This window comes from Nonomuraea rhodomycinica, assembly GCF_013363995.1.
Taxonomy (GTDB): domain Bacteria; phylum Actinomycetota; class Actinomycetes; order Streptosporangiales; family Streptosporangiaceae; genus Nonomuraea; species Nonomuraea rhodomycinica.
Genome location: NZ_JABWGO010000002.1, coordinates 94,252 through 117,689 on the forward strand (window position 1 = coordinate 94,252; position 23,438 = coordinate 117,689).

A 23,438-nucleotide genomic window follows, 5' to 3' on the forward strand; every position below is an offset into this window, starting at 1 on the left:
GGCGATCGCGCCGGTTCAGCCGCCCTTGCCGGGGTTGACGGTGAAGACCGGGCTGAAGTCCAGTTCGTCCGGGACCTCCAGCAGCTTGCGCACCAGCCGGCCGTCGAACCCGACGACCTGGATCTGGTCGGTGGAGGCGTTGTCCTGCTCCCAGCAGTAGAGGTGCGTCTCGTCGTACCAGCCGAGCACCTTGTCGCAGTCGGAGGAGAACGTGCGCACGCGCTCGCCGGTGGCGGAGTCCCACACGCAGTGGTCGCCGTCGTCGCCGCCCGGGCAGTTCGTCACGAACGCCTTGCCCGACGGCGAGAAGATGTCCTGCGTGCCCGACGCGAGCGAGCCGACGCCCGGCACGTCACGCACGGTCTTGCCGGCGGCGTCGAAGAAGCGCAGCCCCTTGCCCGAGCCGTACAGGTTGACCACGCCCCGCTGCTCGGCGTCCCAGCCGAACCCGGTGTCGGGCAGGGCCTGACCGCCCGGCAGCCGCACCACGCCGGCCTTCGCCTCGGCCACGTCCACCAGGACGAACCCCGGGTACAGCCAGTCCTCCTTGCCGTCGGCGTTCTTGGTCTCCTTCTCGATGTTGAGCAGCAGCTTGGAGCCGTCGCGCGACCACGCGCGGATGCTGCTGATCTGCGGCTTGCGCACGGTCTTCACCGTGGACGTCGCGCCCGAGGTGCGGTCGGTGATGACCACCGAATCGTAGCCGTCAGCGGTGTACTTGCGGCCCCGCGCGGCGAGGTAGCGGCCGTCGGGGGAGACCAGCGTCTCCCAGTTGGCGCTGTACTTCTGGAAGGAACCGCCGCGCAGCGTCTTCCTGGCGTAGTCGACCCAGTCGTCGGACTTCTTGTCGTAGACCTCGTACGAGGTGAGCGTGACCGGGTCGGACGGCAGCTCGAACAGGTAGATGGAGCCGCCCGGCAGCCGCTTCCTGACCGGGGTCTGCGTGACGCGCTCCGAGGGCGTGGCGGTCGAGCGCCTGGACGTGTTCGTGGCCGAGGGCTTCGGCGAGGCGGTCGTCGCCTTGCGCTGGGACACGATCACCGCGACGCCGGCCAGCAGGAGCAGCGTGACGGCCGCGGTCACGCCGACGATCAGCGGGGCCCGGCTCCTGCGCCGCGACGGTGAGCCGGGGGCCGGCGGAGGGCCGGAGAAGCCGGGACCCGGACGCTGCGGGGGCACCGGCCCCGACGGCGGCCCCTGCTGCCGGCCGGGACCCCACGGCGGCGCCTGCTGGAACTGGCCGCCCTGCGCCGCCTGCCCGGACGGCATGGGCTGAGACGTCTGCGGGTGTGACGCCATCTGCGGGTGCGACGCCGCCTGCGGGTGTGACGCCATCTGCGGGTGCGACGCCGCCTGCGGGTGCGACGCCGGCTGCGGCTGCCCCGTCCGGCCCGGCTGCTGGATGAGCCGCATGAGCACCTGCTCGGCCGTGGGCCGCCGCGCCGGGTCCTTGTCGAGGCACGCGGCCACCAGCTCGCGCAGCGGCCCGTCGAGGACCCCCAGGTCGGGCGGGTTGTTGAGGACCCGGTTGATCACGGCCGGCATCGTGTCGCTGCCGAACGGCGCCCGGCCCGACGCCGCGTACACCATGGTGCTCGCCCACGAGAACATGTCGGCGGCCGGTCCGGCCGGGTGGCCGAGGATCTGCTCGGGCGGCATGTACGACGGCGTGCCCACCGGCATGCCGCTGATCGTCGAGGTGGCGTTGAGCGCGCGGGCGATGCCGAAGTCGATGACCCGCGGCCCGTCGGCGCCGAGGATGACGTTGGCCGGCTTGACGTCGCGGTGGACGACGCCCGCCTGGTGGATGGCCGCCAGCGCGGTGGCGGTGCCGATCGCCAGCCGGTGCAGGGACGCCCCGGCGCGTGGCCCCTCGTCCTGCACGATCCGCTGGAGCGACGGCCCCTCGATGAACTCGCTGACGATGTACGGCCGCTCCTGCTCGACGCCCGAGCCGAGCACGGCCGCGGTGCAGAAGGGCGCGATGCGCTGGGCCACCTGTGCCTCGCGCAGGAACCGCTCGACGCTCACCCGGTCGGCCGCGAGGTCGTGGCGCAGCCACTTGACGGCGAACTGCGCTCCCGTGTGGTCCTTGGCCAGGTAGACGACTCCCTGGCCGCCTTCGCCGAGCCTGCCGACGAGCTCCAGGCCCGCGAGCCGTTGCGGGTCGCCGGGTCTGAGCGGAGCGATGGAAGGCATGAGGGGATTGTGGCCCTTAGCCGTTCATCCGCAAAAACTACCGGTCGGTAGTAACTCCGGAATATCCTTCTGACCATGCACGTGACGACGCCTGAGCGCGTGACGACGGCCCACGTGACCTCCAGCGGGGAGACCCGGGAGATCAGCACGCCGTTCACCGGCGAACCAGTGGCCCGGATGCCCCTTTCCAGCGCCGACGACGTCAGCCGCGCCCACGCCAGGGCCCGCGCCGCCCAGGCCGAGTGGGCCGCGCGGCCGGTCGCCGAGCGCGTGCGCCCGTTCCTGCGGCTGCACGACGCGATGCTCGACCGCCGCTCCGAGGTCCTCGACATCCTGCAGGACGAGACGGGCAAGGCCCGCCGGCACGCCCTGGAGGAGGTGCTGGACGTCGCGGGCTGCGCGCTGTACTACGCCCGCCGCGCGCCGCGCCTGCTCGCACCGCGCCGCCGGCAGGGCATCTTCCCGGTCGCCACGCGGGTCAGCGAGCTGCGCGCCCCGAAGGGCGTGGTCGCGCTCGTCTCGCCGTGGAACTACCCGCTCTCCCTCGGCGTCACCGACGCCGTGCCGGCCCTGCTGGCGGGCAACGCGATCGTCCACAAGCCCGACACGCAGACCGCGCTGTCCACGCTGTGGACCATCGAGCTGCTGGTCGAGCTGGGCATGCCCCGCGAGATCTGGCAGGTCGTGCTCGGCGAGCCCGCCGAGGTGGGCGAGGCGCTGCTCGACGGCGCCGACTACGTGGCCTTCACCGGCTCCACCCGCGGCGGCCGGAAGATCGCCGAGGAGGCCGCCAAGCGGCTCATCGGCTGCTCGCTGGAGCTGGGCGGCAAGAACCCGATGCTGGTCCTCGACGACGCCGACCTCGACCGCGCCGTCCAGGGCGCCGTGCGCGCCTGCTTCACCAACGCGGGCCAGCTCTGCCTGTCGATCGAGCGGCTGTACGTCCACGCGAGCGTCTTCGACGCCTTCGCCGAGCGCTTCGCCGCCCAGGCGCGCGGCCTGCGGCTGGCCGCCGGGCACGACTGGTCGGCCGACATGGGCTCGCTCACCTCACGCCGCCAGCTCGACGCCGTCACCGCGCACGTGGAGGACGCGCTGGCCAAGGGCGCGACCCTGCTGGCCGGCGGCCGGGCCAGGCCCGACGTCGGCCCGCTGTTCTACGAGCCGACCATCCTCACGGGCGTCACCGAGGAGATGGACCTGTGCCGGGAGGAGACGTTCGGCCCGGTCGTCGCCCTGCACCCGTTCTCCTCCGACGACGAGGCGGTGGCGCTGGCCAACGACACGGTCTACGGGCTCAACGCCTCCATCTGGACCTCCGACCCGGCGCGCGGCCGCGCCCTGGCCGCCCGGGTCCGGGCCGGCACGGTCAACGTCAACGAGGGGTACGGCGCCGCGTACGCCTCCTACGACGCGCCGATGGGCGGCATGAAGGCGTCCGGCCTCGGCCGCAGGCACGGCGCCGAGGGGCTGCTGCGCTACACCGAGGCGCAGACCGTGGCCGCGCAGGCGCCGTGGCTCGGGTTCGAGCCGCCGGGCGGCATGCCGTACGAGAAGTGGGCCGGCGTCCTGGCCACCACCCTCAAGACCATGCGCCGCCTGCGCCTGAAGTGACGCCGGGGAATATCCGGGGTGTCCGCGGTGTCGTAGCCGACCATGGAGATGCGTTACGTGGGCGGCCCCACGGCTGTACTGGAGATCGGCGGCGTGCGCCTGCTGACGGATCCGACCTTCGACCCGCCGGGTGACTACCCGATCGGGCAGCGGGTGCTCACGAAGACCGGCGGCCCGGCGTTCGGCCCGGACGGGGCGGGGCCGGTCGACGCGGTGCTCCTCTCGCACGACCACCACCCCGACAACCTGGACCGGGCCGGCCGCGACTACCTCGCCGCCGCGCCCCTCGTGCTGTCCACCGCGTCGGCGGCCGAACGCGTCGGCCCGCCCGTGCGCGCCCTGCCGAACTGGGAGCACGTCGAGCTGCCCCGCCCCGACGGCGGCGTCCTGCGGATCACCAGCGTGCCCGCCCAGCACGGCCCCGACGGCAGCGAGCACCTCGTGGGCGAGGTCACCGGGTTCGCGCTGAGCGGCGACGGGCTGCCGACCGTGTACGTGAGCGGCGACAACGCCTCCCTCGACGTGGTGCGCGCCATCGCCTCCCGGCTGGGGCCGGTGGACGTGGCCGTGCTGTTCGCGGGCGCGGCGCGCACCCCGTTGATCGAGGGCGCGAACCTCACGCTGTCGAGTGACGACGTGGTCGAGGCCGCCGGCCTGCTGGGCGCCCGGCACGTGGTGCCGCTGCACTTCGAGCACTGGGCCCACTTCTCGCAGGGCCGCGACACGCTGGCCGCGGCGCTGGCGCCGCTGGGCGAGCGGGCCCGTCTGCTCGCCCCCGGCGAGCGGATCACCCTGGTCTGACCGCGGCGCCTCAGCCCGGGAGCGTCTCGCCGCCGATCGGGGCCAGGATCTCGCCCGTGTAGTACGACGACAGGCGCTCCGCCGCGAAGAACACGTACGACGGCGCGATCTCGTCCGGGTGCGCGGGACGCCCCATCGGCACCTGCTCGCCGAACGAGCCCACCTTCTCCTCCGGGAACGTGGCCGGGATCAGCGGCGTCCACACCGGCCCCGGGGCGACCGCGTTGACCCGGATGCCCCGGTCCACCAGGTTCTGCGCCATCGAGTAGGTGAAGGCGTTGATCGCGCCCTTGGTGGCGGCGTAGTCGAGCAGGGTCTTGTTGCCGCGCAGCCCGTTGATGGACGAGGTGTTGATGATGGCGCCGCCCTCGCGCAGGTGCGCCAGCGCCGCCTTGGTGACGCGGAAGTAGCTGTGGATGTTGACCGCGAACGTGTACTCCCACTGGTCGTCGCTCAGCTCCTCCAGCCCCTCCACGGGCTTCTGGAAGGCCACGTTGTTGACGAGGACGTCCAGGCCGCCGAGCTCCTGCACCGTCTGCTGGACGATCGACGCGCAGTGGTCGCGGTCGCTCAGGTCGCCGGGGAGCAGCACGCAGCGCCGCCCGGCCTGCTCGACGAGCTTGCGCGTGTGGTTGGCGTCCTCGTGCTCGGTCAGGTACGCGATGGCGACGTCCGCGCCCTCCTTGGCGAAGGCGACGGCGACGGCCCGGCCGATGCCGGAGTCGCCGCCGGTGATCAGGGCGCGTCGGCCGGCGAGCAGGTCGCGCCCCACGTAGTCGCGCATCTCGTCGCGCGGCTCGGGCGCCATCTCGCCGCTGCTGCCCGGGTACGGCTGGGACTGCTCGGGTGGTGTGCTGTTGGATTGTTCGGCCATGCCGAGCGCTTGCCCCGCAGCGGCGGAGCCTAACGTCGCGCCCGCCGTACGAGCGGGCGGGCCCGACGTCGCGGCGTCAGCCGAGCGGGTGGCTGACCCACACGTTGGGCTCCACGTAGACGGCGTGGTCGTGCGTCACGTCGCAGTGGACGGGCGTGAGGGCGCCGGGCACCTCCACCGGGCCACTGCGGTCGAACGGCAGGCCGGTCCACGCGCGCCACTCCGCGAGCGATCCGGCGATCACCATCGAGCGGGACGCCACCCGCACGATCCTGCCGCCGGCCCGCACGTGGACGCGCAGCCAGGCGTCGTGCGGCAGGCCGTCGGGGCGCGTGCGGAAGGCGTACTCCTCCATCGGGGTGCGCGGCTCCAGGTGCTTCTGGTTGGGCCGGACCGGCGCGACCAGCTCGGAGAAGCCGAGCCCGGCGGCGTGCTCGCGCATCGCCGCGACCATCCGCGGCGACACCCCCGACCCGAGCCGGTCGCGGCGCACCGTGATCTCCAGGGCGCTGACGCGGTCGGTCGCGGCGCCCGTGTCGCGGGCGATCCGGCCCCGCCGGATCACCGTGTCCCAGCCGCCGTCGGGCAGGGGGTCGTCCTTGGCCGGGTACGGGATCATGCAGCCGCGCGCCACGAGCCGGCCCGGCTCGGCGTCGTCGTCGGCCACGAGCACGAAGTCGGCGAAGGTGCGCGTCGCGGCGGGGTAGAAGAAGTCCGCGACGGGGTCGTTCATCATGAACCCGGCCCACGCGTGGTCCATGTCCCAGAGCGTGGCGGCGAACTCGGGGCGCTCGGCGAGCGTGGTGATCCGCAATGGCATGCGGATCATTGTCACATCTCGGACGGCCGCTGCACGGGCTGATGCTCGGTCTTGAAGATCAGGGTCGTCTCCAGGTGGACGATCTCCTGGCGGACCAGGAACTTCTCCAGCACCAGCCGGTGCAGGTGGTCGGCGTCGGCCACCGCGACGTGCACGAGGAGGTCCTGCGGCCCGGCCACGTGGAACAGGGTGATCGTCTCCGGCAGCGCCAGCACGAACGCCCGCAGCGGATCGACGAGCCGGCTGGCGTGCGGGCGTACGCGCAGGGCGAGCAGCGCCTGGAGCGGACGGCCGAGCCGCGCGGTGTCGACGGTCGCGCGGAAGCCGGTGATGATGCCCCGGCGGCGCAGCGAGCGCACCCGCTCCAGCGAGGTGGAGGGGGCCACGCCGAGCCGTTCGGCGAGCTCCTTGTTGGGCAGCCGCGCGTCGTTCTGCAACTCGGCGAGGATCGCCAGGTCGATCGAATCCAGTGCGGCGTCATGCTTCATGCGCGGCCTCCCGTTCGGGGAGATTAGCCCTTCGCCGACGGATCGACCACCGATGCCCGGCATGCGGACAACCGGCGGAATGGCGCTCCGGAGTATTGCCAATGGCGCGGGCTTTTCCCTTCACGGCGTGGCATGCTTTTCCGCCGCTCGTGGATTGTTCCTTTTGATGGTGAGAATGGTGCACTCATAAAGTTGGAGATTCTATGAAATGCACTGGACTGGCCGGTGAGTTGCTGTAGCGTTCGAGGCGAGTGCTAGGGAGGATTCGGTGCGGGAACTCTCCGGCAAGGTCGCGGTGGTCACGGGTGCGGCGAGCGGCATCGGCCGGGCGCTCGCCGTCAGATTCGCGAGCGAGGGCATGTCGCTGATGCTGGCCGACGTCGATCCCGGCGGGCTCGCGGAGACGGCGACGCTGGCGGGCGACACGAAGGTGCTCACCCAGATCACCGACGTCTCCGACGAGGCGGCCGTGCTCCACCTGGCCGACCGGACCTTCGGCGAGCTGGGCGGCGTCCATCTGCTGTGCAACAACGCGGGCGTCTACCAGGGCGGGCACCTGTGGACCCGCACCCACGAGGACTTCACCTGGGTGCTGGGCGTCAACCTGTGGGGCGTGCTGCACGGCATCAACGCGTTCGTCCCCCGCATGATCGAGCAGGACACCGAGGGCCACATCGTCAACACGGTGTCGGTGGCCGGCCTGTTCGCCGGGCCCCACGCGGGCGGCTACGCCGTCAGCAAGTACGCCGCGTTCGCCGCCTCCCAGGTGCTCGCCCACGACCTCGTCGCCTCGGGCTCCAAGCTCCGCGTCACCGCCCTGTGCCCCGGCGCGGTCCGCACGCGCATCAACCGCTCCGGGCGCGTACGCCCGTTCGACCTGACCGTCGCGCCCAGCCCCGACGAGCTGGAGTCCCAGGAACGGGTGGACGCCGGCGTCGCGGGCGGCATGGACCCGGCGCGGGTCGCGGACATGGTCGTCGAGGCCGTGCGCGAGGAGCGCTTCCTCCTCCTCACCCACCCGGAGTACGGCGGGAGCATGCGCCGGCAGACCGAGACCCTGCTGTCCGGCGGCCTGCCCACGCTGCGCGGAGCGGCTCGGGAGGCATGACCCGGACAGGGGCGTGAGCAGCGGGGGCGGCCGGTCGGGGCCGAACGCGACCTGCCGATAGACTGGTGACACCGCATTCGCCTCTGGGGGGTTTCTTCGGTGTCTGAGTTCGACACAGTTCTCGTGGTCGACTTCGGCGCGCAGTACGCGCAGTTGATCGCGAGGCGGGTGCGCGAGTGCCACGTCTATTCCGAGATCGTCCCCTCGACCATGCCGGTCGAGGAGATGCTGGCCAAGCGGCCCAAGGCGATCATCCTGTCCGGCGGCCCCTCGTCGGTCTACGCCGAGAACGCGCCGGCCGTCGCCGACGGCCTGTTCGACACGGGCGTGCCGACGTTCGGCATCTGCTACGGCTTCCAGGCGATGGCGCGCGCGCTCGGCGGCGAGGTCGCTCGCACCGGCGTCGCCGAGTACGGCGGCACCCAGCTCGACGTGCTGTCCGAGGGCGTCATCTTCGCCGGACTGCCCGCCACGCAGAAGGTGTGGATGTCCCACGGCGACAGCGTCAAGGCCGCCCCGGCCGGCTTCCAGGTGACCGCCTCCACGCGCGAGACCCCGGTCGCCGCCTTCGAGCACCGCGAGCGCGGCCTGTACGGCGTGCAGTTCCACCCCGAGGTGCTCCACTCCGAGCACGGCCAGGCGGTGCTCAAGCACTTCCTGGACGCGGCCGGCTGCCGCCCCACCTGGACCATGCTCAACATCGTCGAGGAGTCCGTCGAGGCGGTGCGCAAGCAGGTCGGCGACGGCCGGGCGATCTGCGCGCTGTCCGGCGGCGTCGACTCCGCCGTGGCCGCCGCCCTGGTCCAGCGCGCCATCGGTGACCGGCTGACCTGCGTCTTCGTCGACCACGGGCTGCTGCGCAAGGGCGAGGCCGAGCAGGTCGAGCGCGACTTCGTGGCCGCCACGGGCGTCAAGCTGCGCGTCGTCGACGCCGCCGACCGCTTCCTCAAGGCGCTGGAGGGCGTCAGCGACCCCGAGGAGAAGCGCAAGATCATCGGACGCGAGTTCATCCGCGTCTTCGAGGACGAGCAGCGCGCCATCCTGGCCGACGGCCCGGTCGACTTCCTGGTGCAGGGCACCCTCTACCCCGACGTCGTCGAGTCGGGCGGCGGCACCGGCACCGCCAACATCAAGTCGCACCACAACGTCGGCGGCCTGCCCGAGGACCTCCAGTTCACGCTGGTCGAGCCGCTGCGCACCCTGTTCAAGGACGAGGTGCGCCGCGCCGGCGAGGAGCTGGGCCTGCCCGCCGCCATGGTGTGGCGCCAGCCGTTCCCCGGCCCCGGCCTCGGCATCCGGATCGTCGGCGAGGTCACCCGCGAGCGGCTCGACCTGCTGCGCGAGGCCGACGCGATCGCCCGCGAGGAGCTGTCGCGGGCCGGCCTCGACCGCGACATCTGGCAGTGCCCGGTGGTGCTGCTCGCCGACGTCCGCTCGGTCGGCGTCCAGGGCGACGGCCGCACCTACGGCCACCCGGTCGTGCTGCGTCCCGTCACCTCCGAGGACGCGATGACCGCCGACTGGGCGCGGGTGCCGTACGACGTGCTGGCGCGCATCTCGACCCGCATCACCAACGAGGTGCGCGAGGTCAACCGGGTGGTGCTCGACGTGACGAGCAAGCCGCCGGGCACCATCGAGTGGGAGTGACGTCGAGCCGCGGCGGCGCCGCGTGACGGCGAGCCTTGGCGGTGACCTGTGATGGCGAGCCCCGGCGGTGACCTGTGATGGCGAGCCCCGGCGGGGGCCTGTGATGGCGAGCCCCGACGACGGCGGCCCGCCGGACGGGCCGGGCGCCGGTCCGGTCCCGCCGCGCGACCTCCTCGACCGGGTGTCCGGCCATGGGGTGATCCAGATCCTCCTGGCCGCCTCCGACGGCCCGATCCGGTTCACCGACCTGGAGCGGGCCGTCGAGGGCGTCAGCCGGCGGATGCTCACCCTGACACTGCGCCACCTGGAGCGTGACGGGCTGCTGGAGCGCCAGGTGCATCCGACGGTCCCGCCCGAGGTCGAGTACCAGGCCACGCCGATGGCGCTGGAGCTGCGGGAGGCGCTGCTCACGCTGACGGGCTGGGCGCGGCGGCACGGCGCGGAGGTGGCGTCCGCGCGCCGCAGGTACGACGCCCGCCAGTCCGCCGCCACGTCCACCTGACCGCCTCGATCGCCCGCACCCCGCACGGAGGGCCCCGTGCGAGGAGGGCCGCCCGCACAGGACAGGCCACAGACCCCAGGCCACAGACCCCAGGCCACAGACTCCAGGCCGCGGACCCCAGGCCGTGGACCCCAGGCCGCGGGCCCAAACCGCGGGTCCCAGGTGTCAGGCCGCGGGGCCGAACCAGCGGGTGAGGGCCGCGCGCAGCGACCCCAGCTCCGCCTCGTCCGGTTCCGGCGCGGACGACGCCCAGGCCACGTACCCGTCCGGGCGCACCAGCAGCGCGCTCACCCCGTGCGAGCCGCCGGAGCAGCGCCCGGTGACGACGTGCACCCGGTCGTGCCGGCCGGACGCCTCCTTGGCCGCCGCCGCATCCCCCGTGAAGTCCAGCAGCAGGGGCCGGGCCGTCCGGGCCAGCTCGGCGAGCCGCACCGGACCGCCGTCCGCCTCGATCACCAGGTCCGGCGCGAAGCGGCCGGTCAGCGGATGCGCGTCCGCGCCGCCCATGTCGTAGCGGAGGTCCGACCCGGCCATCGTGGCGGCGATGTGGCGGGCGTTGCCCGGCTCGCGCAGCAGCTCGGCGAACAGCTCGCGCAGCGCGGTCGTCTCGGCGCCGGGCGCGATGAGCGCCGACTGCGCCTGCGTGTGCATGACGACCCGCTCGGCCGCCGGCCTGCGCTCACTCTCGTACGTGTCGAGCAGCTCCTCGGACGCCTGCCCCCTGACGACGGCGGCCAGCTTCCAGCCCAGGTTGACCGTGTCCTGGAGGCCCAGGTTCAGCCCGGGGCCGCCGATCGCGCTGTGCACGTGAGCCGCGTCGCCCACCAGCAGCACCCGCCCGGCGCGGAACCGGTCGGCCAGCCGCGTGTTGCCGCCGGTCAGCAGGCGCAGCAGATGCGGGCCCTCACCCTCCGGCGGCCCGAACGGGAGATCCACGCCGAGCACCCGGCGAACGCTCTTTCGCAGCTCGTCCAGGGACATCGGCGCCGGCTCGCTCTCGCCTGCGCCGCCCCACTCCATGGTGGTCAGAATCGGCGTACGCCCGGGGAACGGGCCGTACGCGATCAGGCCGTGCTCGGTGCGATGGTGCATGAACGGCGGGACGACGCCGTAACCGGGGACGTCGAGCCCGCCGGTGGCCGGGTCGATCAGCGACTCCGGTACGGACACGTGCGCGCTGCGCGAGACCGTGTCGTCCCTGGTCACGCCGGGAAAGCCGATGCCGGACAGCTTGCGGGTGAGGCTCCGGCCGCCGTCCGCGCCGACCAGGTAGCGGGCGCGCAGCCGGTACGGGCCGCCGGGCCCCGCGATCTCGGCCGTGACGCCCTGCGCGTCCTGCGACAGGCCGGTCAGCTCGTGTCCCCTGCGGATCTCGGCGCCGAGCTCGGTCGCGCGCTCCTCCAGGGCCTGCTCGACGCGGCGCTGCGGCACCCCGAGGGTGTACAGCGGGTTGTCCTCCACCGCGCTCAGGTCCAGCGGCAGGGCGCCGAACACGAAACCGGGCACGGGGCGGGGCGGCTGCGCGCTGCCCGTGAGCCGTTCGTGCAGTCCGCGGCGGTCGAGCACCTGGACCACCTGGCCGACCAGGCCGTTGGCGCGGTTCTCCTCGGCGCGGCCGGTCAGCCGCTCCAGCACCACGGGGCGCACGCCGGCCAGGCTGAGCTCGCAGGCCAGCATGAGCCCGTTCGGGCCGCCGCCGGCGATGACGACGTCGGCGCCGTCGTGGGGGGAGGGGTCAGTGCTCATGGCGATCCTCCTGATCGTCGAAAGGGCATGACGCGTCGGCCCGGCGGCGCCGGGCTTCGTACGATGTGGGATCCGGTGAGCGGCTGAGCGGTCTAGGGGGCGGTGAGCCCTGCGGCGAGCCGGCCGAACGCCTCGCGGATCAGCTGCTCGATGGGCACGTCCGGGGTGTGCAGCCGCTGCTGGGTGACCGCCGAGATGGCCACGCCGATGGCGCCCGCGACGAGCCTCGGGTACAGGTCGGTGGTGACGTCGGTGCCCGTGCGCTCGGCGACCACCTCGGCGAACTCGGCCTCGGCGGCCATGTACGCCTTGGCGAACTCGGCCTGCAACGCCGGCTCGGCGAGCATCAGCTTGAGCCCCGCAGTCCGCTCGTCGGACGTCTCGCCCCGCGCTTCGAGGCCGAGCGCGAACTGGGAGAGCGCCGCGTCGGTGACGGCCTCCCACAGCGGCTTGTCGGCCGGCTGGGCGCGCAGCTCGGCCGCGATCGCGTAGGCCCGCTCGACGTGCCGGGCCGCGATCGCCTCTCCCTTGCTGGAGAAGTAGTTGTTGAAGGTACGGGGCGAGACGCCTGCCGCGGCGGCGATGTCCTCCACCCGTACGTTGTCCCACCCGCGCTCCACGGTGAGCTGGATGGCGGCCCAGCTCAGCGCGATGCGCGTCTCTCGCTTCTTGCGCTCGCGCAGACCCGGGCGCTCGCGGTCGTCACTTCCCACGATCTCCACCATACACAAACTTGCGGACCCGGCAAATATGCGGAGTCCGCAAAATTTATCCGCCCTCGGAGTCCGGGACCGCTTCGGGACGCTCGGCCGACTCCGCGTCCTTGACCGACTCCGGGTCCTTGACCGGCTCCGACTCCTTGACCGGCTCCGGCCGTTCAGCCGGTCCTGGGCTGTCGGCCGGTCGCCTGCTCCCGCGCAGGACCCGCAGCAGGCTGCCGAACAGCAACGGTGCCATGAGCATCCCGACCAGGATCGGCGTGGCCATGTACCGGAAGTCCTGCGCCGAGATGTTGGCCAGCACGGCGAGCTGCTGCCCGGCCACCACCGCCACCACGGCCGGCACGTACCTGTTGCGCAGCGCCCACGCCGCCAGCCCCGCCGCGAGATACGACAGGTACGCCCACGTCGCGCCCCGCCACAGCCACCAGTCGTAGCCCGGCTCGGCCGTGGTCACCAGCCACGAGTCGGCCACCCGGTGCAGGTCCGCCGACTTCGGCCGCAGCGAGAACATCCACCGCTGCGGGTAGTCCGGCACCTTGTTCGGGCCGACGTACGTCTCGGCGCTCGGCCGGCGCGAGAAGTGGTACGTCTGCCCGCCCACGGCCCACGGGTCCTCCACTGGGTTCCAGGCGATCGAGCCCCGGCACAGGCGGGCGTCCACGACGTCCAGGGGCCGCTGCGTGAGCAGCCGCCGCCACAGGTCCAGCAGTTCGCTCGCGTGCCGGTCGGCCTGCTGCCAGCTGAAGTCGCGCCGCCAGATCAGCGGGTTGATCGTGTAGCAGGTGCCGCCCTCGCTCCATCGTGACAGGGGCGCGACGGAGGTCATGAGCGTCCGGTCGCGGTCGCCGAACAGCTCCGGATGCTCCCGGTACAGGACCGCGATGTCGCCGAACGCCGTGTGGTAGACGTACGTCTTCGACGGGGCCTCGATGCCCACGCGCGGCAGCACCAGGTTGGTCAGCAGCAGCGGCACGGCCGCCGCGACCAGCCCGGTCACCGCCAGCCGTACCCGCGCGCCCTTCACCACCACCAGCAGCACCGCCACGGCGACGCCCACCACGAGGAAGCCGTTCGCCCGGAACAGCCCGAGCGCCAGCATGAGCGCCCCGAGACCCGCCAGCCGCCACGCGGTGACCCGCCGGGCCGCCGCCAGCCCCGCGCAGGACGCCGCGATCGCGACCGCGCACAGCGTGAACGGAACGTCCTTCCACAACGCCACCGAGAACGCCCCCACCGGAGGCAGGAACGGCAGCAGCACGGCCACGGCCGTCGTCGCCAGGCGAGGAGCGCCGAGCGCCTTCAGCGCGGCGGCCAGGTAGGCGAGGGTCGCGGCCATCGCGGTCGTCTGCAGCAGCGTCACCGCGCCGACGTCGCCGGTCAGCCGCACGCTGAGCCACAGCAGCGCGTCGTAGGTCACCGAGTGGTCGCTCACCCACGGGCCGACCATGGTGTGGCTCAGGTACAGCACCGAGTCGCGGCTGAACAGGCCCGGATAGTACGCGAGCCACCAGCACACGAGCACGGCCTGGATGGCGATGAAGGTCGCGAGCGTCGCCCAGCGCGATGGCTTCGCGGTCTCCGTCAGCATGTGCTCCCAATCCCGGCTGCCGGGGCCGGCGCCCCGAACTGCTTACTACCGCGAACTAGGGAAAACTCACACCCGCGTCCGGCGTTCTGCCGCCGAGCAGGGTGGGCACGGTCACCAGGTGGTAGCCGCGCTTCTTCAGCTCCTTGAGGATCTCCGGCATCGCCTGGACCGTCTGCGGGACCGTGTCGTGCATGAGGATCACGCCGTTGGGCTTGGCGAGCCGCAGCACCGCCGCCTTGATCCTCGCCGGGTCGCGCAGCTTCCAGTCGAGCGTCGTGCCCGTCCACAGCACCTGCGAGAGGTCCTGGGAGCCGGCGAGCCGCAGCACCCGGTCGTCGGTGTTCCCGTACGGGGGCCGGAACATCCGCGGCCGGCGGCCGGTCACCTCCTGGATGGCGTCCTGGGTGAGCCGGATCTCGTCGATGATCTCCTGGTCCAGCAGGGTCGGCAACGACGGGTGCGAGTAGGTGTGGTTGCCGATCGCGTGCCCCTCGGCCATGGTCCGCCTGACCACCTTCGGGAGCTGCTCCACGTGCTTGCCCATGAGGAAGAACGTGGCGTGCACGCGCTCGCGCTTGAGCACGTCCAGCAGGGCGCCGGTGCGCGGGCCCGGACCGTCGTCGAAGGTCAGGGCGAGGCAGGTCACCTTCGCGCAGTCGACGCGCGCCTTCGCCCCCGCGGCCGGGGCGCCGCTCAGCACGAGTGAAGTCACCAGTAAGCCCTGAATCAGCACAGGTGCCACCTTATGGCCAAACCTGCGGCGCCGCGTGCGCTCTCGCCGGGGTGATGGTCCTCCACGCGGACGCGAACGGCAGGGGGCGTGACCACCTCCCTGCCACTTTCAACATATAGCGCGACCGGGGGCTTGCGGCAAGACCCGGGTCGTGCCGCAGAATCTCCCACCGAAGCGGGCTCCGCCGACATCAAGCCCGTCCCGCGCACGGCTCCGCGCCGGCGCCCGACCACCGGTCCAGCAGCATCACCCGCGATGCCGAACACGCCGAGGCCGGCGACACTTCGCGATCACGTGGCCGTAGACGGCCACCATGACGTCCATGGGGGAAGCAGTGGTTCAAACTGACAGCGGCAGGACGACGTCCTTCTCACCCGCTCGCTACGTGCTCGACTTCCACGAGATCGACCAGAGCCGGCTCGCGCTCGTCGGCGGCAAGGGCGCGCATCTGGGGGAGCTGTCGCGCGTCGAAGGCGTCCACGTGCCGGCCGGCTGCTGCGTGACGACGGACGCCTTCCGGCGGGTCATGGCCGGCGCGCCGTCCCTCGACGATCCGCTCGACCGGCTCTCGCGCCTGGCCCCGGACGACCGGGACGCGATCGGCGCGCTGAGCGCGGAGATCCGCGGCGCCGTCGAGCGGATCCCCGTCCCTGACGACCTGGCGGCCGTCCTCACCGGCCCGCTGGCCCGCCTGGACGACGGGGCCGCCTACGCCGTCCGGTCCAGTGCCACGGCCGAGGACTCGCCGACGGCCTCCTTCGCGGGCCAGCACGACACGTACCTGAACGTCGTGGGGCCGGCGGCGATCCTGGAGCACATCAGGATGTGCTGGGCCTCGCTCTTCACCGAGCGGGCCGTGACCTACCGCCTGCGGAACGGTTTCGACCACCGCAAGGTCCACATGGCCGTGGTGGTGCAGCAGATGGTCTCGCCGGACGTGTCCGGCATCCTGTTCACGGCCGACCCCGTCACCTCGAACCGGAAGGTCACCAGCGTGGAGGCCGGCTTCGGCCTCGGCGAGGCCCTCGTCTCCGGGCTGGTGAACGCGGACGTCTACAAGGTGCGGGACGGCGAGGTCGTCGACAAGACGATCGCCACCAAGCACCTGGCCATCCACGCGTCACCGGAAGGCGGGACGCGGCGGCGGACGATCCCGCCGGAGTCACAGCGGCAGCCGGCGCTGACCGACGCGCAGGCGGTGCTGCTCGCGCGACTGGGTCGGCGGATCGAGGCGCACTTCGGCCGTCCCCAGGACATCGAGTGGTGCCTGGCCGACGGCGACTTCCGGATCGTCCAGAGCCGGCCGATCACCACGCTGTTCCCCATCCCGGCGGCCGGCGACGGAGGCAACCACGTCTACGTCTCCGTCGGCCATCAGCAGATGATGACCGACCCGATGAAGCCCCTGGGCCTGTCCGTCTGGCAGTTGACCACGCCACGGCCCATGGCCGAGGCCGGCGGGAGGCTGTTCGTCGACGTCACCGAGGGCCTGGCGTCGCCGGCCGGCCGCGACGCCCTCCTGGAGACCCTGGGGAGGTCCGATCCGCTGATCAGGGACGCGCTGCAGACCGTTCTCGACCGCGGCGACTTCGTGCCGGCGCCGTCGGAGGGGGCCGGTGCGCCGCCCGCCGGTGGTGCGCCGGCTCCGATCGAGACCGATCCGGCCATCGTCGACGAGCTGATCGCCGCCAGCCGGGCGTCCCTGGCCGCCGTCGAACGCGACATCCGGTCCAAGCACGGATCGGAGCTGTTCGACTTCATCCTGGAGGACCTGCGGGAACTGAAGCGGCTCCTGTTCGACCCGCGGAGCCTTCAGGTGATCATGGCGGCGATGGACGCGACGTGGTGGCTCAACAAGCGGCTGCACGCGTGGCTGAGCGAGGAGAACGCGGCCGACGCCCTCACACAGTCCGCGCCCGGCAACGTCACGTCCGAGATGGGACTCGCGCTCCTGGACGTCGCGGATGCGATCCGCCCGCATCCGGAGGTGGTGGCCTTCCTGCGGAAGGCCGAGAACGACGGGTTCCTCGACCGGCTGCCCGAACTCCCGGGCGGCCGCGAGGCGCGGGACGCGATCCGGGCCTACCTCGACACGTACGGCATGCGCTGCGTCGGCGAGATCGACATCACGAGGCCGCGATGGAGCGAACACCCCCTCGCCCTCGTGCCCGTGATCCTCGGCAACATCGACAACTTCGAGCCCGGCGCCAGCCGGCGGCGCTTCGAGCAAGGGCGACAGGAAGCGGCGAAGAAGGAACAGGAGCTGCTGGGGCGCTTGGGGGCCCTGCCGGACGGAGAGCGGAAGGCCGAAGAGGCCAAGTCGATGATCGACCGCCTGCGGACCTTCGTCGGCTACCGGGAGTATCCCAAGTACGGCAAGGTCAGCCGCTACTTCGTGTACAAGCGGGCGCTGCTGGACGAGGCCGAGCGCCTCGTGCGGGCCGGCGTGCTCCAGGACAGGGAAGACGTCTTCTACCTCAGGTTCCAGGAGTTCCACGACGTCGTACGCACCGGGCAGGTCGATGACGAGCTCATCCGCCGGCGCAAGGAGGAGTTCAGCGCGTACCAGGCGCTCACGCCTCCCCGGGTGCTCACCTCGGACGGCGAGACCGTCGCCGGGACCTACCGGCGCCAGGACGCGCCGGCCGGCGCACTGGTCGGCCTGCCGGTGTCCGCCGGGACCGTCGAGGGGCGCGCCCGCGTCGTCCTCGACATGGCCGAGGCCGATCTCGAAGCGGACGACATCCTCGTCACCGCCTACACCGACCCCAGCTGGTCGCCCGTGTTCGTCACCGTCAAAGGTCTGGTGACGGAGGTGGGCGGCCTGATGACCCACGGCGCGGTGATCGCCCGGGAGTACGGCCTGCCGGCCGTCGTGGGGGTGGAGAACGCCACCCGGCTGATCCGGGACGGGCAGCGGATCCGCGTGAACGGGACGAACGGGTACGTCGAGATCCTGCCGTAGTGCCTTTGGTTCCGCGCGTACCTGCGCTGCCTCTCCACACTCGTCGGCCTACTGGATGGTCACCAACCGGGAGAACTCGGCCGGCAGGTCGACGCCGTCCCACACCCGGTGGAACCCCAGCGCGTTCCCGATCGGCACGATCCTGTCCACCCCGCGCCCGCCGAGCGCCCGCGCCAGCCCGGCCAGCTCCGCGCGGTCGAACCCGAAGTGCGTCAGCGTCTGATCCTTGCGCCGCACCACGTCCGCCAGCTCATGGAGCGAGCCGAGCCGGGCGTGCGCGAACGTCCCCGTGCCGAGCCACCGCCGCGGAGCCGCCCCGGGCGTCGTGAGGATCACCTGGGCCAGGGCGTTCCCGTAGAACTCGACCGCGTTCGCCACGCCGTCGGCCGCCAGCCCGTAGGCGGCCACCCGTTTCTCGACGGCCATCGCGGTATCCACGGTCCACCCGCGCCGGGCCACCGCCTCCGCCAGGCAGGCGGCGAACCCGTCGCGGGCCACGTCGCACTCGATGGGGGAGCCCACCCAGAACACAGTGCCGGGGGAGGAGCAGGCGGCCTGGTCGAACCAGTACGCGTCGACCGCGAACCCGTCGGCCACCGCCTCGCGCGTCGCGGGCGTCGCCTCCAGCCACGCCCGCGCGTGTATCACCGCGAACGACGACCGGTCGGGGAAGGTGAGATCGCGGGCGTGGGGGGCCAGCGGGTGCCGGCGGATCTCGTTCACCGTACGGTCGCCGCCCCAGATCACCCGCAGATCGCACGCCGCCGACAGCACCGCCGTGGGCCCGGCGGCACCGACGGGGCCCGCGTCCGTGGAGTCGAGGGAGGGCTCGAGATGGTCGTAGGAGACGATGCGCTGGGTGCGGGCCACGACCGGGTCGGCGTCGTCGAGCGCGGCGCGCATGATCTCGAGGATCGTGTCGGCCGCGCCGCCCGCGCGTGCCGACAGCCGGACGACGTTGTGGTTGCCCATGAGGGCGGAAAGGGCCCAGGAGTAGACGAAGACGGTGTCGACGTTCGCCGGAGCGACGTGGAACACCAGCCCACGAGGCACCCGCAAGAACTCCCCAGCCGCGCCGGCCGCCACAGGGTCGATGGCGCCCTCGCCCGCCAAGCCGGCGGCATCCCTTGAGGCGCGAGCACCCGCCACCCCGCCGGCCGCTCGCTCCAGCTCGCTCCGCCGCAGGAAGAACCCGAGGGACGCCAGCTCGGGGTGCCGCCGCGCCACCTCCGGCGCCCGCAACCTCCGCCCGACGTCCACGAGGAACGCCCGCACGCGCTCGTCGCCCACGACCAGCCTCGGCGCGGCGGCCATGTCGTCCAGCAGCTCCCACACGCTGACGGTCCCCTCAAAAGGAAACCGCACCTCCACGACTCCCCCCGAGTGTGATCGAGCGTCGGCGTCCCCTCCGGAGCGATGCCGCACGCCGTCAGCGCCCTCAGCGGGAACCCGCGCGGTGGTGGGAACGGCGTCACCCGTCATGCGGCCGCCGTCCCGTCCGCGACGTCACCACGTTCACACGCCTTCGGGAACCCGCCCCTCGGTGCGCCCATGGTGTCGCTGCACCCCCGTGCCTCCGCGCGCGGCAACCGGCCCAGCACCGAGAAGCGCTTGCCCGGCCAGACGCCGTCGTCCACCCCGTGGACCACCCCCAGGTCCTCGGTCAGAAGCACGTGCCCGGGGTACGACGTCGGCAGCGTGCTGACCACCTCGATCAGGCCTGGTACGCCCGGCGGCGCCTCCTCCCACGTCTCCGGGTCGCGGATCACCACGTCGGCGAAGTCCGGGCAGTACAGCCCGTCACCCTCCGGGCCCTCCAAGAAGATCGTGCCGATCTGCTCCACCATGCCGTAGAAGTCGTGGATGCGGGTCAGCCCGCACTGGTTCGCCAGCCGCTTGCGGAACTCCGCCGCGTCCACCGCCTGGTCGGCCAGCTTCTTCCACCCGCCGGAGTGGATCAGCACTCCGTGCGACAGGTCGAGCCCCAGCTCGCGCAGGTGCAGCCACACCATGTACGTGAACCCGAAGATCAGGAACGGTCGATCGCCGTGCCGCGCCAGGAACGCCCGTACCGACGCCACGTCGGCCTCGCCGCCGTCGTCCAGCACGAACGTGTGGTCGCGGCCCAGGTTCATCATGCCGAGCACCCCGGCTCCGCGCGCGCTCAGTGTGGTGGCGCGTACGACCGAGCGGGTGTCGACGATCAGCATGGGCAGCCGCCGCTCGCCCAGCACCTCCCGGAGCGTCGCCGCCAGCATGCGGGGCTGCGCCGCCGCGGCGTCCCGGTCGAGGTGGACCCGGCTGGGCCGTTGCCCGGTCGTGCCGCTGGAGGTGAGCACCCGGAACACCTCCTCCTTGGGCACACTGCGCAGCTCGTGCGTCTTGAACATCCGCACCGGCAGCCACGGCAGGTCCGCCACTCGCTCGTACGGCCCGTGCGACCCGATCGCCGCCAGGATCCGCCCGTACGGCGGGCAGGCATGCCGGTGCCGCTCGGTCAACTCGGCCAGCCGCGGAGCCAACGTCCATTCCCGTTCGTCCGCCGTCAGCGTGAAGACGCTCATGACGTCACCCCACGCCTCGCGCAAACCGCGGTCTCCCCATGCCTCGCGCCAACCGCGGTCTCCCGGTGCCCTGGGCAAACCGCGGTCTCCTGGTGCTCTGGGCAGACGGCGGGCTCGCCGCGCCTCGGAGAGACGGTGGCCTCCCGCCGCATAGAGCCGGCGATCTCCTGGCGCCTCGGAGAGATGGCTGCCGCCCGGCGCCTCGGAGAGACGGCGATCTCTCCACGCCTCACGGAGACGGCGGCGACCCGCTCGCCCCTCCGCACGCTCACGTCCGTGCCTCCAACGCCCCGTAATCGACCTTGCCCGTGGTCAGCAGCGGAAGGCGGTCCACCGCGCGGACGTCGAAGCCGCTCCAGTGCAGCCGCAGCTCCGTGCCGAGGCGGCGGGCGAGGCGGGCGCACGCGTCGCGGTCGAGCCCTTCGGCCCACACCGTGACCCGGTCGTCGCCGCTGGTCGCCGCCACGGGGCCGCAGTCGCGCAGCAGCCCCTCCACGTCGTCCAGGCTGACCCGCACGCCGAATATCTTGGCGATGCGCTTCAGGCGGCCGGTGAGGTAGAGGAAACCCTCGTCGTCGAGACGGCCGAGGTCGCCGGTCCGCAGGACGCCGCCCAGGTCGTCGCCTCTGGCCAGGTCGGCGGCCGTCTCCGCGTAGCCCATCATCACGTTGGGCCCCTCGTACACGATCTCGCCGTTGTCCACGCTCAGCCGTCCGCCCGGTACGGCGACCCCGGCCGAGCCGGGTTTGGCGGCCAGGCGGTCCGGTGGCAGGACCGCGACGCGCGCGGTCGCCTCCGTCTGCCCGTACATGACGAAGAACCGCTCGGCCCTGCCGGAGAACTCCGTCACGAGCTCCGGGCGCAGCCGGCCCCCCGCCTGCGTGAGCGTGGTCAGCGTGGGGTGCTTCTTGGGGTCGAAGCCGAGCCTGCGCAGCATCTCGTACTGGTACGGCACGGCCGCGAGCGACGTGCAGCCGTGGGCGTCGAGGTGGGTCCAGAACGACCGTTCCAGCAGGCCCGCGTCGGTGAGGACCACGGTGGCGCCCGCCGCCAGATGGCTGTTGAGCACCGACAGCCCGAAGCTGTAGTAGAGCGGCAGGCTGGTCGGCGCGACGTCGCCGGGACCGATGGCCAGGGCGGTGGCGATGGCCGTGGCGTTGGACAGCACGGCCCGGCGCGACAGGCGCACGAGCTTGGGGCTGCCGGTCGAGCCCGAGGTGGCGAGCAGGACAGCCAGGTCAGGATGGGGGTCGTCGGCGTCGCGGCGCCCACGCGGCGCGCTCTCCACGGCGTGCGCGAACCCGAACAGCCCCGCCGGCCGGAACCTCCGGATCAGCCCGGTCAGCGCCCCCGCCGAGAGGTCGGGGTCGAGCAGCGCCACCGGCCTGCGGGTCCGCCACGCGGCGAGGTAGCGCACCACCGACGCCAGGTCGTTGCGCATGCCGCAGAACACGGGGCCCGGCGGCAGGCCCGCGAGCACCTGCGCGGTGCGTTCGACGCGGGCGGCCAGCAGGTCGCCCGTGAGCTCGCCCGGCTCTCCGGCGACGACGAGCCGCGCGTCAGGGTGCGGGAAACCATCCATGGGACGTCCATCCATCGTGTCGGGACCTCACAGCACCAGCCCGCCGTCGACACCGAGCACCTGGCCGGTGACGAACGAGGCGTGGCCGGAGAGCAGGAACGCCACGGCGGCGGCGACCTCGCACGGCTGCCCCACCCGGCCGAGCGGGGTCGCGGCGACGGTCGTGGCGCGGGCCCGGTCGTCGAGCGTGGCGAGCATGGCGGTCTCCACGAAGCCGGGGGCCACCGCGTTGACCCGGATGCCGGCGGGGCCGAGCTCCTTGGCCGCGGACACGGTCAGGCCCAGCAGCGCGGCCTTGGTGGCGGAGTAGACGGCCTGGCCGGCCGAACCGCGCCTGGCCATGATCGAGGAGACCAGCACCACGGCGGGGCTCGTGCCCCTGCGCAGCAGCCTGATCGCCGACTGCAGCGTGTGGACCGCGCCCACCGCGTTGACGTCGAACAGCCGGGACACCGCCATGCCGGGCAGCAGGCCGAGCAGCGCCGCGTCGTGGGCGCCCGCGTTGATCACGAGCGCGTCGAGACGGCCGTGACGTTCGCGGATCCGGCGCATCATGCTGGACACCGCGCCGGGGTCGGCCACGTCGCCGTGGACCGACCAGGTGGGTCCGCCGGTCTCGGCGGCCACCTCCGCGGCGGCCTTGGCGGCCCGCTCGGCGTCGCGGCCATGGACGATCACCTCGTCACCGGCCGCGGCCAGCGCCACGGCGACGGCTCGTCCGATACCTGAGGTGGAGCCGGTGACCAGCGCCACCCGCGACGTGGCGGTGGTCAGGCCCGACGCGGCGGTCGCCAGGGCCGGCATCGTGCTCGCCGAAGAGCCGACACGCGGCGCCGCGCCTGTGTCCGCCGAAGAGTCGAGACGTGGCGCCGGGCCTGTCTTCGTCGAAGAGTCGCGACGTCGCATCGGGTCTGGGTCGGTTGAGGAGCCGGCATGCGGTGCTGGGCCTGTGGCCGTCGGAGAGTCGGCATGCCGCGCCGGCGCTGGGCGTGTGTAGGCCGGCGAGGCGGGACACGGCGTCGGGTCCGTGCCCGCCGGGGTGGGGCACGGCGTCGGGTCCGTGCCCGCCGGGGTGTCGGCGCGCCGCGCCGTCGCCGGGTCGGGGGAGGGGTCAGAACGCGGCGCCGGCACCGTGCTTCTCCAGCAGCCGTGCCGCCTGGGCGAACGAGCTCATGTCGATGATCTCGTCCGTTTCGAGCATGATGTCGAACTCGTCCTCGATGGCGGCGACCAGCGCCATGTGGGCGAGGGAATCCCATTGCGGGATCGCCCGGTATTCGAGCGCGTCGACGTCGGCGCCGTCCGGAAGGCTCAGCGCGGCGCGGAAGACGCCGCGCAGGCGGTCGAGGTGGCCCATGCTCCCTCACTCTCCGTGGTCGAACCAGAACGTAGTGTATCGGCGATCGTCCATGGCTCAAACCGAGCCCCCGTCGCGAGTAATGGAACCGTATAAAGCCGCGTGATGTCGGGGCGAGGCTGCGAATG

The 23,438-nt window shown here is 72.7% G+C and carries 19 protein-coding genes; 6 read left to right on the forward strand and 13 right to left on the reverse strand.

What is annotated here, in order from left to right; genetic code table 11:
- Nucleotides 1–15: 15 nt before the first annotated feature.
- Nucleotides 16–2,199 carry a serine/threonine protein kinase gene (locus tag HT134_RS44655; RefSeq protein WP_217707786.1) on the reverse strand — a complete coding sequence of 728 codons (2,184 nt, stop codon included), beginning with the start codon at nucleotides 2,197–2,199 and terminating at the stop codon, nucleotides 16–18.
- Nucleotides 2,200–2,274: 75 nt separating this feature from the next.
- Between HT134_RS44655 and HT134_RS11570 the strand changes: the two genes are divergently transcribed.
- Both HT134_RS11570 and HT134_RS11575 read left to right on the forward strand, forming a co-directional pair.
- Entirely contained in the window at nucleotides 2,275–3,813 is a 1,539-nt protein-coding gene (locus HT134_RS11570) for a succinic semialdehyde dehydrogenase (RefSeq protein WP_175600365.1), read from the forward strand.
- Between the two features lie 42 nt (nucleotides 3,814–3,855).
- Nucleotides 3,856–4,614: an MBL fold metallo-hydrolase gene (locus HT134_RS11575; RefSeq protein WP_175600366.1), complete on the forward strand. Its 759-nt coding sequence runs from the start codon at nucleotides 3,856–3,858 to the stop codon at nucleotides 4,612–4,614.
- A 10-nt stretch (nucleotides 4,615–4,624) separates the two neighbouring features.
- On the opposite strand, the gene HT134_RS11580 is transcribed toward HT134_RS11575, so the two are convergent.
- The 3 genes from HT134_RS11580 to HT134_RS11590 all read right to left on the reverse strand — a co-directional run bounded on the left by HT134_RS11580 (nucleotide 4,625) and on the right by HT134_RS11590 (nucleotide 6,796).
- Nucleotides 4,625–5,488: an SDR family oxidoreductase gene (locus tag HT134_RS11580; protein ID WP_175600367.1), complete on the reverse strand. Its 864-nt coding sequence runs from the start codon at nucleotides 5,486–5,488 to the stop codon at nucleotides 4,625–4,627.
- 76 nt (nucleotides 5,489–5,564) lie between these two features.
- Complete coding sequence (locus tag HT134_RS11585) at nucleotides 5,565–6,308, reverse strand: N-acetyltransferase (RefSeq protein ID WP_175600368.1); 744 nt, start codon at nucleotides 6,306–6,308, stop codon at nucleotides 5,565–5,567.
- Between the two features lie 11 nt (nucleotides 6,309–6,319).
- Entirely contained in the window at nucleotides 6,320–6,796 is a 477-nt protein-coding gene (locus HT134_RS11590; protein WP_175587830.1) for an Lrp/AsnC family transcriptional regulator, read from the reverse strand.
- 268 nt (nucleotides 6,797–7,064) lie between these two features.
- Here HT134_RS11590 and HT134_RS11595 point away from each other — a divergent pair, with 268 nt between their 5' ends.
- The 3 genes from HT134_RS11595 (at nucleotide 7,065) to HT134_RS11605 (ending at nucleotide 10,053) form a co-directional block, all read left to right on the forward strand.
- Complete coding sequence (locus HT134_RS11595; protein WP_175600369.1) at nucleotides 7,065–7,904, forward strand: SDR family NAD(P)-dependent oxidoreductase; 840 nt, start codon at nucleotides 7,065–7,067, stop codon at nucleotides 7,902–7,904.
- Nucleotides 7,905–8,003: 99 nt separating this feature from the next.
- Nucleotides 8,004–9,551 carry a glutamine-hydrolyzing GMP synthase gene (guaA, locus tag HT134_RS11600; RefSeq protein WP_175587828.1) on the forward strand — a complete coding sequence of 516 codons (1,548 nt, stop codon included), beginning with the start codon at nucleotides 8,004–8,006 and terminating at the stop codon, nucleotides 9,549–9,551.
- 103 nt (nucleotides 9,552–9,654) lie between these two features.
- On the forward strand, nucleotides 9,655–10,053 hold the full coding sequence (locus tag HT134_RS11605) for a winged helix-turn-helix transcriptional regulator (protein ID WP_175600370.1): 399 nt from the start codon (nucleotides 9,655–9,657) through the stop codon (nucleotides 10,051–10,053).
- Nucleotides 10,054–10,218: 165 nt separating this feature from the next.
- On the opposite strand, the gene HT134_RS11610 is transcribed toward HT134_RS11605, so the two are convergent.
- The 4 genes from HT134_RS11610 to HT134_RS11625 form a co-directional block, all read right to left on the reverse strand.
- A complete protein-coding gene (locus HT134_RS11610; RefSeq protein WP_175600371.1) occupies nucleotides 10,219–11,799 on the reverse strand; it encodes an FAD-dependent monooxygenase in 1,581 nt (526 codons plus the stop codon).
- 92 nt (nucleotides 11,800–11,891) lie between these two features.
- A complete protein-coding gene (locus tag HT134_RS11615; RefSeq protein ID WP_312888081.1) occupies nucleotides 11,892–12,512 on the reverse strand; it encodes an acyl-CoA-like ligand-binding transcription factor in 621 nt (206 codons plus the stop codon).
- A 55-nt stretch (nucleotides 12,513–12,567) separates the two neighbouring features.
- Nucleotides 12,568–14,109 (reverse strand): hypothetical protein, encoded by a 1,542-nt coding sequence (locus HT134_RS11620; protein ID WP_175600373.1) that lies wholly within the window; start codon nucleotides 14,107–14,109, stop codon nucleotides 12,568–12,570.
- Between the two features lie 55 nt (nucleotides 14,110–14,164).
- A complete protein-coding gene (locus HT134_RS11625; RefSeq protein WP_217707788.1) occupies nucleotides 14,165–14,842 on the reverse strand; it encodes a polysaccharide deacetylase family protein in 678 nt (225 codons plus the stop codon).
- Between the two features lie 322 nt (nucleotides 14,843–15,164).
- On the opposite strand from HT134_RS11625, the gene rph reads away from it, so the two are divergent.
- Nucleotides 15,165–17,807, forward strand: a complete 2,643-nt coding sequence (gene rph, locus HT134_RS11630) for a rifamycin-inactivating phosphotransferase (protein ID WP_175600375.1) — start codon at nucleotides 15,165–15,167, stop codon at nucleotides 17,805–17,807.
- Nucleotides 17,808–17,855: 48 nt separating this feature from the next.
- Here the strand turns inward: rph and HT134_RS11635 are convergent, their stop codons facing one another.
- The 5 genes from HT134_RS11635 to HT134_RS11655 form a co-directional block, all read right to left on the reverse strand.
- Nucleotides 17,856–19,172, reverse strand: coding sequence for an acyl-CoA reductase (locus HT134_RS11635; RefSeq protein ID WP_312888082.1), 1,317 nt, complete (start codon nucleotides 19,170–19,172; stop codon nucleotides 17,856–17,858).
- Nucleotides 19,173–19,285: 113 nt separating this feature from the next.
- Nucleotides 19,286–20,371, reverse strand: a complete 1,086-nt coding sequence (locus HT134_RS11640; RefSeq protein WP_175600377.1) for a LuxE/PaaK family acyltransferase — start codon at nucleotides 20,369–20,371, stop codon at nucleotides 19,286–19,288.
- 268 nt (nucleotides 20,372–20,639) lie between these two features.
- Nucleotides 20,640–21,953, reverse strand: a complete 1,314-nt coding sequence (locus HT134_RS11645) for an AMP-binding protein (protein ID WP_175600378.1) — start codon at nucleotides 21,951–21,953, stop codon at nucleotides 20,640–20,642.
- Nucleotides 21,954–21,980: 27 nt separating this feature from the next.
- Nucleotides 21,981–22,757: an SDR family NAD(P)-dependent oxidoreductase gene (locus tag HT134_RS11650; protein ID WP_175600379.1), complete on the reverse strand. Its 777-nt coding sequence runs from the start codon at nucleotides 22,755–22,757 to the stop codon at nucleotides 21,981–21,983.
- A 307-nt stretch (nucleotides 22,758–23,064) separates the two neighbouring features.
- A complete protein-coding gene (locus HT134_RS11655; RefSeq protein WP_175600380.1) occupies nucleotides 23,065–23,310 on the reverse strand; it encodes an acyl carrier protein in 246 nt (81 codons plus the stop codon).
- Nucleotides 23,311–23,438: the final 128 nt, after the last annotated feature.

Coding starts and splice junctions, on each gene's coding strand:
- HT134_RS11585 (WP_175600368.1), bottom strand. CDS start 6,308: ATGCCATTGCGGATCACCACGCTCGCCGAGCGCCCCGAGTTCGCCGCC.
- rph (WP_175600375.1), top strand. CDS start 15,165: ATGGGGGAAGCAGTGGTTCAAACTGACAGCGGCAGGACGACGTCCTTC.
- HT134_RS11580 (WP_175600367.1), bottom strand. CDS start 5,488: ATGGCCGAACAATCCAACAGCACACCACCCGAGCAGTCCCAGCCGTAC.
- HT134_RS11645 (WP_175600378.1), bottom strand. CDS start 21,953: ATGGATGGTTTCCCGCACCCTGACGCGCGGCTCGTCGTCGCCGGAGAG.
- HT134_RS11640 (WP_175600377.1), bottom strand. CDS start 20,371: ATGAGCGTCTTCACGCTGACGGCGGACGAACGGGAATGGACGTTGGCT.
- HT134_RS11590 (WP_175587830.1), bottom strand. CDS start 6,796: ATGAAGCATGACGCCGCACTGGATTCGATCGACCTGGCGATCCTCGCC.
- HT134_RS11610 (WP_175600371.1), bottom strand. CDS start 11,799: ATGAGCACTGACCCCTCCCCCCACGACGGCGCCGACGTCGTCATCGCC.
- HT134_RS44655 (WP_217707786.1), bottom strand. CDS start 2,199: ATGCCTTCCATCGCTCCGCTCAGACCCGGCGACCCGCAACGGCTCGCG.
- HT134_RS11620 (WP_175600373.1), bottom strand. CDS start 14,109: ATGCTGACGGAGACCGCGAAGCCATCGCGCTGGGCGACGCTCGCGACC.
- HT134_RS11570 (WP_175600365.1), top strand. CDS start 2,275: ATGCACGTGACGACGCCTGAGCGCGTGACGACGGCCCACGTGACCTCC.
- HT134_RS11605 (WP_175600370.1), top strand. CDS start 9,655: ATGGCGAGCCCCGACGACGGCGGCCCGCCGGACGGGCCGGGCGCCGGT.
- HT134_RS11575 (WP_175600366.1), top strand. CDS start 3,856: ATGGAGATGCGTTACGTGGGCGGCCCCACGGCTGTACTGGAGATCGGC.
- HT134_RS11655 (WP_175600380.1), bottom strand. CDS start 23,310: ATGGGCCACCTCGACCGCCTGCGCGGCGTCTTCCGCGCCGCGCTGAGC.
- HT134_RS11650 (WP_175600379.1), bottom strand. CDS start 22,757: ATGCCGGCCCTGGCGACCGCCGCGTCGGGCCTGACCACCGCCACGTCG.